The organism is Thiomicrospira microaerophila (assembly GCF_000934765.1).
Taxonomy (GTDB): Bacteria; Pseudomonadota; Gammaproteobacteria; order Thiomicrospirales; family Thiomicrospiraceae; genus Thiomicrospira; species Thiomicrospira microaerophila.
This window is the reverse complement of the sequence record NZ_JYNN01000031.1, coordinates 18,484-30,107: the sequence shown is the minus strand read 5'-3', so window position 1 is coordinate 30,107 and position 11,624 is coordinate 18,484. Positions and strand designations below refer to the sequence as shown.

The 11,624-nt window shown below is 39.3% G+C and carries 11 protein-coding genes; 8 read left to right on the top strand and 3 right to left on the bottom strand.

Annotated features, from left to right (window positions below):
• From NA59_RS10180 to NA59_RS10170, 3 genes are all read right to left on the bottom strand, one after another.
• The coding region (locus tag NA59_RS10180; protein ID WP_157792596.1) for a hypothetical protein at positions 1-281 on the bottom strand (281 nt) is incomplete at its 3' end.
• A 101-nt stretch (positions 282-382) separates the two neighbouring features.
• Entirely contained in the window at positions 383-634 is a 252-nt protein-coding gene (locus NA59_RS10175; RefSeq protein WP_044411888.1) for an ATP-binding protein, read from the bottom strand.
• Positions 627-767 (bottom strand): hypothetical protein, encoded by a 141-nt coding sequence (locus NA59_RS10170; protein ID WP_232504074.1) that lies wholly within the window; start codon positions 765-767, stop codon positions 627-629. The genes NA59_RS10175 and NA59_RS10170 overlap by 8 nt, the downstream gene beginning before the upstream one ends.
• A gap of 619 nt (positions 768-1,386) precedes the next feature.
• On the opposite strand from NA59_RS10170, the gene NA59_RS10165 reads away from it, so the two are divergent.
• From NA59_RS10165 to NA59_RS14450, 8 genes are all read left to right on the top strand, one after another.
• Positions 1,387-2,223 (top strand): IS5/IS1182 family transposase, encoded by an 837-nt coding sequence (locus NA59_RS10165; protein WP_044411882.1) that lies wholly within the window; start codon positions 1,387-1,389, stop codon positions 2,221-2,223.
• Positions 2,224-2,680: 457 nt separating this feature from the next.
• The gene (locus NA59_RS10160) at positions 2,681-4,174 is read left to right on the top strand and encodes a sigma 54-interacting transcriptional regulator (protein ID WP_044411879.1); all 1,494 of its coding nucleotides are present in this window, start codon (positions 2,681-2,683) and stop codon (positions 4,172-4,174) included.
• A 206-nt stretch (positions 4,175-4,380) separates the two neighbouring features.
• Entirely contained in the window at positions 4,381-4,614 is a 234-nt protein-coding gene (locus NA59_RS15140; RefSeq protein WP_157792595.1) for a hypothetical protein, read from the top strand.
• 59 nt (positions 4,615-4,673) lie between these two features.
• Positions 4,674-6,296, top strand: coding sequence for a DUF3696 domain-containing protein (locus tag NA59_RS10150; protein WP_044411874.1), 1,623 nt, complete (start codon positions 4,674-4,676; stop codon positions 6,294-6,296).
• Complete coding sequence (locus tag NA59_RS10145; protein ID WP_044411871.1) at positions 6,296-7,162, top strand: hypothetical protein; 867 nt, start codon at positions 6,296-6,298, stop codon at positions 7,160-7,162. Before NA59_RS10150 ends, NA59_RS10145 begins: the two co-directional genes overlap by 1 nt.
• A gap of 18 nt (positions 7,163-7,180) precedes the next feature.
• Entirely contained in the window at positions 7,181-7,765 is a 585-nt protein-coding gene (locus tag NA59_RS10140) for a hypothetical protein (protein ID WP_044411869.1), read from the top strand.
• A gap of 437 nt (positions 7,766-8,202) precedes the next feature.
• Positions 8,203-9,480: a leucine-rich repeat domain-containing protein gene (locus NA59_RS10135; RefSeq protein WP_044411867.1), complete on the top strand. Its 1,278-nt coding sequence runs from the start codon at positions 8,203-8,205 to the stop codon at positions 9,478-9,480.
• 504 nt (positions 9,481-9,984) lie between these two features.
• Positions 9,985-11,598 (top strand): protein kinase domain-containing protein, encoded by a 1,614-nt coding sequence (locus NA59_RS14450; protein ID WP_052501608.1) that lies wholly within the window; start codon positions 9,985-9,987, stop codon positions 11,596-11,598.
• The last annotated feature ends 26 nt before the right edge of the window (positions 11,599-11,624 follow it).

Genomic DNA, 11,624 nt, shown 5'->3' with positions numbered 1-11,624 from the left:
TATTGATTTAAATCACCAGATTCACCAAACACAATGCCCACTGAACCCTCTTTAATAAATTGAATCGCCAACGTCGTGAGTAAATCACTCACATCCAATTCGCTAGACTGATTAACCAGCAGGTTAAGCTTGCCGGCCACAAAGGTCAAAAAAAAGTCATCCACGCGGCTGGATTCAAAATAGGGTTGGCTGTGCGGATGGTGAATGGCATGATCAATCTGATTCATGGCAAGTTGAATATAGTGATCCAGGCTATTAAAGGATTGGGTTTTCACGTTCATGTTCTCGATTAAATAATCATCTATAAAAGGCTGGTTTAAAGCAAATAATGGGTGTTTTAATAATTCAAAAGCAATGTATTTAAACAATGTTTTTTGTCAAATTAAAGCAGTGATTTTTGCTGTGGATTCCAGTAGGTTAAATCCACACATGCTTTGCCCAAACCTAATTTGCGCAGCCATTTAGCCGCCGCATCCAGTGTACGCCATGCACGTGGATTGCCATCCGTTGTTTCAATCACATATCGATTACTTGTGGCTTCGATGTGGATATGAAAAACAGCACCTTGGGCGATAAGATGGGCTTTTTTAATCGCATTCTCATTGATTAAGAGCCTTAAAGATTTTTCATTCATCGGCATTATCCTGAACAATATCGTTAAATAACTGCCCTTGATCAGGGATGACAATGCCAACCTGTTCACAGTGCTGTCGGATGAGCACTTCAATCATATTCGCAACGCTACGCTGGTCACGTTGCGCCGCCATTTGAATGGCCTCTTTAATGCTAGGTTCTACGCGTAGGTTAAGCGTTGTTGTTTTTCTTGGTGGCATAGGGATAAGTAGTGTGTTGTGGTATGCGTTACAATGTATCATATAATGCTGAAAACAAAAACATGAAAAACGAAGTTTAGCGTTAAACCCACCAATATCATGTCATACGTCAAGTATTATTTTTTAGAACAGCCACGTGTCGATTAATAATTGTAGGTATGACCCTATAGCATGCTTTTAGGGTGGATAAAAAGGCAGGTAGGTTAAATAACACAAGTGTTTCACTGCGCTTGCCAGCACCTCAGTAGATAAGAGGGCAGTGGTTTATAGCACAAAGCCCAGACTGTTATTCGGGTTGATGAAAACCTGCGATAAACACTCAATAGCCCCGGCACTGTCAGATTTTTTGAGTGCTGGTAGTCATTTAAAAACCGTATAAAATTTATTACGGAGTAATAAATACGCTCGGTGTGCTTATTAAGTCAGATTCTATGTGCTAGAATTCATCTTGAAAATGAACACTCAGCGCGTTGCCAAACCGTTATAAATCAACAAAGTTCTCGGTGCAATGTTAAAAAAACAGCCTATTATTACATATTATTGAGTCTTACACATGGCATGGAAAAACCTCTCACAGAACACACTCGCTTACGCATTTATCTGCCATCATCTGGCACTCAATGAATTAGATGTGGTTGAAGAACTAATTGACTGGTCAGCGTGTGAAGCCTTAATGCTCAACATCCATAGCAATCCAATGGGTGAGCGTGCCTTTCCACCGCTACTTATGTTCAAGATTCTACTATTACAAATCTGGTACAGCCTAAGTGATCCATCCTGTGAAAAACAACTGGCTCGCGATTTATTATTTTGTCGCCTTGTCCAGCTCAGCTTAACCGATAGCGTACCTGATCACTCTACCATCTGGCGTTTTCGCCAACGTCTACAAAAAGACAACCTATTGGATGCCCTATTTGAAAACATCAATAATCAGCTGCGCCAACAAGGCTTGATCATGAAAGCCGGTGAAGTCAGTATTATTGATGCCAGTGTTATCCAAGCCAAAAACAACCGCCTCAACAAAAACGCGGCGGGATCAAGCCACGACACCCAAATCTTCGAGACCCCATTAACGGGCAGCGAAAAAGTAGTGTATGCCAATAGTGCCTACAAAAGCCAAGTGCACGAGAAACTACTCAAAACCAAGCGGATTAAAAATGACCCCCTGCACTGTGCCTACCGCAATACCCCGCTCACCGAACAACAAAAACAACACAACCGATTGGCCTCCGAAGTACGCTACATCGTGGAGCGCACCTTTGGTGTATTAAAACAGCACTATGGAATGGCACAAGCCCGCTATAACGGACTCAAGCGCAATGCGGCAAAATTAACACTCATGTGTATCGGATACAACCTAAAATGCGCAATAAACATACAACTGAGCTAAGGCTCAAGGGGTGCGTGTATCTAAAAAGCAGGATATACGCACAAAATTGCAAAAAAGTGACGTAAAACAACGAAAAAATTGCAAGGATACTATTTACAACGTCATATTTTGAAGTTCAACTATTGAGAATAGAGTAACTTTGAAAAAAAGGGCTCGAATTGTTAATTTCTGTGATGTTCAAGCGTCTATCTAATTGAATCACACAGAAGTTCAAATCATGAAAAGCACGAAAACTTACAAATAATGCTTGAGAATAGGTTGCAGAACCAGAGTTAATTAATAAGTGTCGCGCCAAGGTAAGGGGGATTCAGTTTATTATATCGTTGAATAATTGGCTCGTAGACTGGATTAAGCATAGTAAATAGCCTGTTAGGTTTGATTTGTTTGAATTGCGGCTGTTCGAGAGAAGAGGGAAGTTGCAGCGGAACAATGCTCTTATAAATTCGGAGTGGTTAGCATGAAAAAGTTATTAATGTCATGGATTGGAGAGGCTGACTTAAAGCAATTTGAGTCGGGTAACGTTGGACCTGTTGAAAGTTTTATCGATCAAGTAGCGGAATGGAATGATAAGATTTTTATTCTTTATGCTTATCCGACTGAAAGGGTACATCCCTTTTTGTTGCATTTATCTAAAGTAGCGAAGCATAAACTTATACAGCCTGTCGAAATCGGTCTTAATGATCCTACCTCTTATGCCGAGGTTTTTCCTATAGTCGACAAGCTACTTGAGAGTGTTCGGCATACAGCAGAGCATAAATCAGCCCAGCTTAATATTTTTCTTAGCCCCGGTACTCCAACTATGCAAGCTGTTTGGGTTTTGCTGTCAAAAACCAAATATCCAGCGGTATGCTGGTCTGGTTATAAGAGTCGATGTTCCGTTGTGGAATTACCGTTTCATATCGAGCTTGAGTACTTGGAGCAAGCGAATGAACAGGTGGATATTTCACTTGAAAATGCGCTGGAAGATAAAGCTTTTATTAAAAACTTTGAAACGATTGTTGGTGAAAGCCCCATTATTAAAACTCAAATTCAGCGTGCAAAGCAATTGGCCAAAAGAGCAGTGTCGGTTTTGATTTTAGGCCCAACGGGTTCAGGGAAAGAAGTATTTGCTCAAGCTATACATAATGCCAGTGCTCAAAGCAAAGGTGAGTTTGTTGCGGTTAATTGCGGTGCGCTTCCAAGTGAACTTGCTGAATCGATTTTGTTTGGGCATGTTAAAGGTGCTTTCACCGGTGCAGTGAATGACCAAGCAGGATTAATTAAACAAGCAGATCATGGCACCTTGTTCCTTGATGAAATAGGCGAATTACCGCTTAATCTGCAGGTTAAATTGTTAAGGGTTTTGCAAGAAAAGACATTTCGTCCGCTGGGAGCTAAAAAAGATGAGGTTAGTCAGTTTAGATTGATTGCGGCAACCCATCAGGATTTGATGGAGCAGGTGGAGATAGGCGCTTTTAGAGAAGACTTGTTTTACAGAATAGCAATCGGAATATTAAAACTGCCGTCTTTGGTCGAGAGAGAAGATGATTCTGTGTTGATTGCTGAGTGGTTACTGAAACAAATTAATTTGGAGCTTGCCGACCAGCCCGGATATGTTAGTAAAAAATTTAACCAAAATGTAAAAAAAATTATTAGAAATCACTCTTGGTTGGGCAATGTTAGAGAGTTACGTGCCACTGTTTTACGAATTTGTGCCTGGTCTGAAAAAAAAGAAATTAACGCTGAGGACTTTGAGCAAGCGATTTTGGTTCGTAAGTCCAAATCACGCAGTTGGTTCGAAAGTAATACATCTCAAGGTATTGATTTAGAATTAATATTGAATGATGTTCAAAAGTTTTATATTAAGGAAGCATCCCGTATAACAGCGGGACAAATTACTAAAATGGCAGCATTGTTAGGCTTTAAAAACCACCAAACTTTAAAAAAGAGAATGGAAAATCTCGGTCTGTAGTAAATATTGGCACGGCTGTCGCTATATTGTTTTTACTACATGATGCTAAGGATATGAAGATGGGAGATTTTGATGATGGGTACGCCAAGGGGTTATGGGGTTCCGATGGCATACCTTATTGGATGGATATACCTGACGGAATCGATGACGATGACTGTGACTATTCCTCCCGATCAAAATCAAACACCAGAAAAGGAGCGTCCCGAATGAGTAAAACGAAAAGATACACTCGTAGCGAGCAGATGGCTTATGACGAGGGTTATCGTGCGGTATATGATGATAACGCCTATAACGGGCGCTACTTTATGAAAGACGATAAAATCTGGATTCACAACTTGGATGCTCTTAAGGCGAAGCTTTCGATATACGATGAAGATGAGCTTGAAGAAATGGGTTATGACGTTCGTGGTTATTATTGTTATACCCCAGACCAGCAATAGCGTTGATCGTTATAAAATTCCATGCAGATAAAACAATTAAATAAAGAGTGCTATAGATTATGAAATTAAAAAAACTAACCCTTGAAAACTTTCGTAGCTTTAAAGGAAAGCATGAGATTGAATTCTCTCCAATTACTCTACTGTTTGGAGGTAACAGTGTTGGTAAGTCGTCGATTACCAAAGCTATTCATCATTTCGATTCACTCTCTGAAAAGGATGTTTTTCATGGCGAGAATTCCGTGACAGTAGCTTTGCAATTTGAGGGTGAAATGTCAAAAAAATTTGCATTTTTCGATTTAGAACAATTTCAACCGGTTGAACTATTATCTAAAGATAAAAAATATTTTAGCTTTGTTGAGGATTTTATTTCACATACCTTCGCTATAGAAAAAATCAACAAAAAACAGTTTGGAAACCATGTCGAGGATTACCGCTCTGACTCTGACTCAGTTTCTTATAACCTGAATGAACAATGGCTTTGCAAAATGGTCGATGGACCTAATTTTAAGGATTGTTTATTAAAGTTTAATAGCGATCATGAGTTAATTTTGCGTCTCGGCCTTGAGAGCCAGCTGATCAATTTAAATAAACGCTTTTCTAGTCTTGAAGGGGAGTCTAGTGGTTATGTCAATTATTTAATCAATACACTTATTGAGTGCGATAATGCTGATGGTGAATCAACATATACGCAATTAAAGTATATTGCTAAGAAGATTGCTTATGAAAATGAAAAGTTAAGATATCCAATATTAGAACTGTCTAGCATTATTCTGATTTTGCGGGCAGTGAATAAAGCGGTCATAAGTTATTCAAAACTGGAACACTTAGGGCCACTTCGTAAACTTCCTGATATTGCATCAAAAACATCATATCCCTTAGAATTAAATGTTAAGAGAGATGGTTATTTCTTTAAACTAGGAGATAGGGAACGTGCCAAATCTTATTCTGGTGAATCTGCGTGGGAGTCACTCACTTTACCCCCACTCGATCTATCTACAGATATAGATGTGTTATCTCAAGTCAATGACTGGTTGATTAATTGGTTTAATACACCGTATCAAATTAAGTTTATTGAAACCTATAGCTATGAAATTGATAGCGAAGAAAAGCGTGTCAAATTGAAAAACGGCCAAGTGTCTAAAGAGGATTTGGTGGGCTTAGAAAAAAAGGTACGTTTTTTAAATATTCAAAACGGTAGTACTACATCGGCTTCAGAGATTGGTGTTGGCATTTCTCAACTGACTCCGGTGATTGTACATGCGCTGGATAGCGAACGATTTAGTGTTGAACAACCAGAACTACATATTCATCCGCGCATGCAATCCATCGTAGCAGATTTGTTTGTTTTTGAAGGCTTGTACCAAACAGCTGGTAATGAAAGAGGTGCCGTCAGAATCAGCACAAAAAACCTTGATGGCTCAATGGCAGAAAGACATTTTGATCGCAAAGAGGCAGGAACTGAGAGTTTTATTCTGATTGAAACTCACAGTGAGCATTTAATGTTGCGCTTATTGAAACGTATGCGTGAAGAGATTCTAAAGCCTGATGATTTAGCAATCTATTATTTTGATAATGATTGTGGTCAAACCAAGGTCACCAAAATCGGGGTAGACCAAGAGGGTGAGTTCACTACGCCGTGGCCACAAGGCTTTTTTGAGGAACGGTTAGAGGAGCTTTTCTAATGCTCTTAAAAGAATATACGCTCGATCCAGATTTGTTTGCGCAGCCTGATTTAATAAAAATCTTCATAAGGGACTTTGGCATGGATAAAGGGCGTGTATTGTCGCTTGTCCCCAAAAGTTGGTTGCGTCTTGCCGCTGATCAACTCAATAAAACGAGCAATTCTGTAAACCGCAAGGAAGCTGAAATTATTATTTCAACTTTGCAAAAATGGAAAATGCAGGGTATAGCAATTCGTTCGCCGTCTCGAAAAAGTGTGGAATATATGACCCCATGGATTCAGTATGTTGAGGGTTTTAAAACTAATCCATTTGATGGTGTCCTCACGCAAAAGGAATCAGAGAAATCGTTAAAGCCTGACACTATTTGGCTTGAACCGCCTCAGTGGCAGGTGGATTCATCAGCAACGGTTCCGTTATTGGCATCGAAGTTTTTACCTTACCTTCATCGCTTATTTTCCGTTAGTGAACAGATAAATATTATTGACCCGTACTTCAATTTAGAAGACAGCAAATATTGGCCATTCTGGGAAGGTCTAGCTCAATTGGTTGTCCAGCATGACCATATCAAAAAAATTGTTTTTATTACAGCTGATCACAAGGCACCTAATCAAATCTTAGGACGCAGCCAGGAACGTTTGGCGATGATTAAAAACCTAGAGGTTTATATTGCTCGTGCGGATCAAGTGGAGGGTGGAATGCATGATCGTTTTATTCTAAGCGATGTTGCGGGTTTTAGTTTCTCAAATAGTTTTCAAGAAAAACCGGATGAGTTGGTTGAAATTGCGCGATTAGGCAGTAAGTCGTATCAATGCCGTGTAAATCAGTTTGTAAATTCATTGCACAAATTTCAATTGTTAACCATTTAAAGTCAGGAAACGTTGTAGATGGAAGAGTTGTTAGTGATTACATTTTGGGGCTCCATTATATTTGGCGGTCTTAGATTTTTGTATAACACTTTTCTTAAGGATACCGGTTCTTCCAAGTTACATGATTCGGCAAGGCGTAACTTTTCTCCAACGTCTTCGCGTTCAACGTATGGAGAATTTGATGCTCTTTTAGAGGATAACTCAAAATCAAAAAGGGATACAAAAAGGAACTACTTAACAAATTCAGATGTTAGTGTTTTTCGTGATTATGAGTATAGTTATGACCGTGTAAAAAAGAAAAATACTGAGTTGTCTGATCATTCTGCCGAGGTTTGGCGGCGGATGGGATACCGAGTAAAGTCTGGTGAAGCTTATGCCTATCGTTTTTATGGAAGGGAGATTTATACCCCTGATCAGGTTGTTAGTATTAATGACTACACAGGCCTCACTAGAAATCAAAAAAGGGTTAAGGTGTTAGGTTCTACATTGGTAGCAAAAACAGGTTCAAAAGCGGCGGCTAAAACATTATTGATCGAGCATTATGGCTTTAAAGAGTCTACCGCCAAGTATGCGACCGGTTATAAGGGTTATTATGACTTTTAAAAAAGCCACCGTGTTCGAGATTTATTTTAGTATTAAAAAGAGAGTATATGAAGAAAACTTAATATTGAAGATTTTTTTTGTAGCATCACACATAGCGATTTAAGAACATGGTCACTCTAGGTTTAATCATTTCAGCGCCTATTTTTGCTATTCCAACATCTGGGTTATAGCTGCTTGTTTTAGCGATTTATGTATTTTTTAAGTTTGAAAGAAATCTCTCCATAATTCAAAAATCTATTATTGGTTAAGCTTATAGTAATATTCAGTATGACGATGTGATTTCGTATGTGCAAGGTGTAAACCGAATAAAAAGTGCTCAAGGTAATTGGGTAACTTCAATTTTTTACTCACAGGACTTGTTAAGTAGTTATATAAATTATTTAAGTTTAAATAGCTTATGTATTCCGGCTTATTGTATTCAAGTAATAGAGGGCGAAATGAAACTCGAAAAGTGGATGGCTGTCCTGATGGAATGGGCTGCAAGTTCAAGTATACAATTTTATGCTAGAAGTGAGCAAAGACTTGATGAATTCGCCCAATGTCATGGTTCACCAACGAGCGTTGAAGAATTATTAAGTTTTGAGGTTCTTGATTTACGCAGGATTAACTCGGGTGACTATCCTGCTGAGCTGTCGAATTTGAAGCAACTCAAAGAGGTGTATCTTAGTGACAGTGTTCCATTAGAAGCCCTGCCTGATTTTATCTTTTTGTTGCCTAATTTAAAGAAATTATCGTTTAAGAAATCGTTTTGTCATGTATTACCTGAAAAGCTCGCCTTATTGACGTCCTTAGAGCAGCTTGAAATTCTGATGTCTGTTTTTCAGGATTATAGAATAACGGGTAGGAGATTGGATTATCGATTTCGTTATACATCCAGTCAGGCTGACATACCATTAACAGCAAAAACCATATGTTTTGAAAACCTTCCAAAACATATGATGCAAAAAAAATATTTAGCTGATGTTGAGGTGGTGTATCATTCTTTTATAAGGGGTGGATTAGAACAATGTGATGTCGATTTTATTATGGAAATTTCTCCAGTCACTTCTTTAATATTGAGTACTGATACCGACACATTGCCAGAATTTGTAACCAAACTACCCTTCTTGCGATCTCTCAATGTTCTGCTGTGTGATAACCTTAGCTCCCTTCCCTCAAGCATTTCCAACTTGAAAAATTTAGAGTATCTTGATATTTCAACTTGCCCAATTAAACAGCTACCTCTTGAGATAGTTCAGCTCCGAAAATTAAAAAGCTTAATAGCTTTGAGAACTGATTTAGTCTCGTTGCCAGATGAGATTGGATTGCTCACAGAATTAGAGTCGGTTGAGTTTTCTCAAACAAAGTTGACTTATTTACCCGATTCGGTGGGTGCATGGAAAAAACTAAAGAAATTGCGTTTATCCCAATCAAATATAAGTGTACTTCCTCATACAATTGGACAATGTTCTAGTTTAGAGGTGCTGGATTTAAGCGGCAATAGAATTAAATTTATACCCGATCAGATTGGTGATTTGACATCCTTAGAAATACTTGATATATCTGATAATAAAATCAAAAAAATACCTAACAGTATAAGTCAACTTGAACGGCTTAAATATCTCTATCTCAATGATAACGATGTATATGAGTGGCCAGAATCACTTAGGCCGCTAACAGGATTGATAGAACTTGCATTGGGGAGAAATAAAATCAAAAAATTCCCTGCTTCTTGAAGGATAAACAGCTTTGTATATTTGTATCTATCTCAAAACCTTGGTGACTTTATCATCGCTTGAAATGTGCTTACCCCCAACTGACAAAGATTGCATTTATCAGAAAATTAGCCAAACATCTGAAGTTAATTTGTTAAAAGCTAGTCGCTAATGGGCGGTTTAATGACCTAGCTTCTTTGACTCGATAACATGCATTTTGAATTTAAAGAAAATGAATGTTGGTGTATAATCTGATTACCTTTTTAGCATAATGGAATTGGCGTAAGTATATAAATTATACAACGAAAGTTAATTTATTTTGCAAGGCATTGAAAGTGTACTAATTTATTTTTTAAATAGCGATCTTATTGCTCATTATTACGCTTTGAATAACTGCGTTATATATCGACCAAAATTATAAATGTAGTTTATCAAAAGCGGTCCAGTTTCTTCTTTAGGAAGACTGAAAAATTTATTGTTTAGATATTATCTAAACTCGAATAAGTGTTGTTAGCAGGAGTAAACATGGCAAAACTCGAATTCAACCACCGCACCTTGCCCCAAGGCTATCAATTGGGCGATTATGTAATTGAAGACCTACTCGGGCAGGGTGGGTTTGGTATTGCGTATCTAGCTAAAGACTTGCATCTGCATAATCATGTGGTGATTAAAGAGTATTTCCCGAATGAGATTGTGAGTCGTGATGGTCAAACGGTTGCGCCATTTGGTACTAGTGGTCAAGATGACTTTGAGCGGGGAATGCAACGTTTTGTCGAAGAGGGACGTGCATTAGCGAGGTTTAACCATCCTGCCGTAGTGCGTATTCTTAAATACTTCCAGCAAAACAATACCGCCTATTTGGTGATGGAGTTTATTGATGGTGAACCTTTAGACCAGTACCTCAAACGCAAAGGAACCTTGACGCCGGAAGTGGTTGAACATTTAGCCAGTGAGCTGCTTGATGGTCTTACCGTAGTTCACCAACATGGTCTGATACACCGCGACATTAAACCCGCTAATATTATGCTGCGTCCCGGTGGTAAACCGGTATTGATTGACTTTGGAGCCGCCAAAGATGCTCTGGCAGAAAAAAGCCATTCGGTGGTTGTGACGGCAGGCTATGGCGCCTTGGAGCAATACAGCTCCAAATCCCAACTCACTCCAGCGAGCGACCTTTATGCCCTTGGCGGCACACTCTATAAATGCCTTACTGGAGATGCTCCGGAAGAAGCGACATCTCGCGTTATTGATGACGAACACACACTGCTATGTGAACTGTCTATTGCGAAAGACTGCTCACCAGAGCTGGTTGCATTGATCGATCAGTGTATGGAAATCAGGCAAACTGAACGACCAAGGGATGCTAAAGAGGCAAAAGGAATATTAACTCAGAAGCAGACAATGGCGAGGTCGGCACTTCAAGATTTAAGTCCACTGATAGTAATGATCGACATGGCGGGGCGTAATGGCAAAATTTTACAAGAAGAGCTCAATTACATAACAGAAAAAGCCCAGCATTTTGGCATTGACCGCCAAACAATACAAGCAACAATAGAAAAAACTGTGCGAACCAAAAACTGGATTATCGAATCCGTAGAACGTCCTCAGTCTAGCCAAATAAATTCACCCATAAACCCCATCAACAATCAAGTGGATTCGCCACCAGTAATTGATGGAAGATATCTTGATCATCATGATGGAACCGCAACGGATATACAGACAGGACTGATGTGGCAACGAATTAGCGTAGGGCAAAGTTGGAATGGTCAAACACCAATCGGTAACGCTAAAGAATATGGCTGGGAAACAGCGTGCGAGTTAGGTAAGAAGAATGTGTTTTTTAGTTCAGGAGCAGATAAGCACTGGAAATATGCCATCACTTATGCTGGTCACAATGATTGGCGATTGCCAACGATAGATGAACTCCGTACTTTAGTCTGTCGTAGTTCAGGGCGCAAGCACCCACGCCTATCTGTCGAAGCGTTCCCACGCACACCCTCTGATTTTTATTGGTCGGCCACGTCCAATGCCAATAATAGCAAATTTGCGTGGGGTGTCCATTTTGCCGATGGCGTCGCAAGCAGTGGCTATAGTTGCCACCTAGAAAAGTATGTGCGTCTTGTGCGCAGCGGACAGTAACCTTGGCCGCGTAGCGGCTTTTGCAA

What these genes read in the sequence shown, in the direction of transcription:
- NA59_RS10175 (WP_044411888.1), bottom strand. Translation starts at nt 634, where the DNA reads ATGAATGAAAAATCTTTAAGGCTCTTAATCAATGAGAATGCGATTAAA.
- NA59_RS10170 (WP_232504074.1), bottom strand. Translation starts at nt 767, where the DNA reads ATGGCGGCGCAACGTGACCAGCGTAGCGTTGCGAATATGATTGAAGTG.
- NA59_RS10165 (WP_044411882.1), top strand. Translation starts at nt 1,387, where the DNA reads ATGGCATGGAAAAACCTCTCACAGAACACACTCGCTTACGCATTTATC.
- NA59_RS10160 (WP_044411879.1), top strand. Translation starts at nt 2,681, where the DNA reads ATGAAAAAGTTATTAATGTCATGGATTGGAGAGGCTGACTTAAAGCAA.
- NA59_RS15140 (WP_157792595.1), top strand. Translation starts at nt 4,381, where the DNA reads ATGAGTAAAACGAAAAGATACACTCGTAGCGAGCAGATGGCTTATGAC.
- NA59_RS10150 (WP_044411874.1), top strand. Translation starts at nt 4,674, where the DNA reads ATGAAATTAAAAAAACTAACCCTTGAAAACTTTCGTAGCTTTAAAGGA.
- NA59_RS10145 (WP_044411871.1), top strand. Translation starts at nt 6,296, where the DNA reads ATGCTCTTAAAAGAATATACGCTCGATCCAGATTTGTTTGCGCAGCCT.
- NA59_RS10140 (WP_044411869.1), top strand. Translation starts at nt 7,181, where the DNA reads ATGGAAGAGTTGTTAGTGATTACATTTTGGGGCTCCATTATATTTGGC.
- NA59_RS10135 (WP_044411867.1), top strand. Translation starts at nt 8,203, where the DNA reads ATGAAACTCGAAAAGTGGATGGCTGTCCTGATGGAATGGGCTGCAAGT.
- NA59_RS14450 (WP_052501608.1), top strand. Translation starts at nt 9,985, where the DNA reads ATGGCAAAACTCGAATTCAACCACCGCACCTTGCCCCAAGGCTATCAA.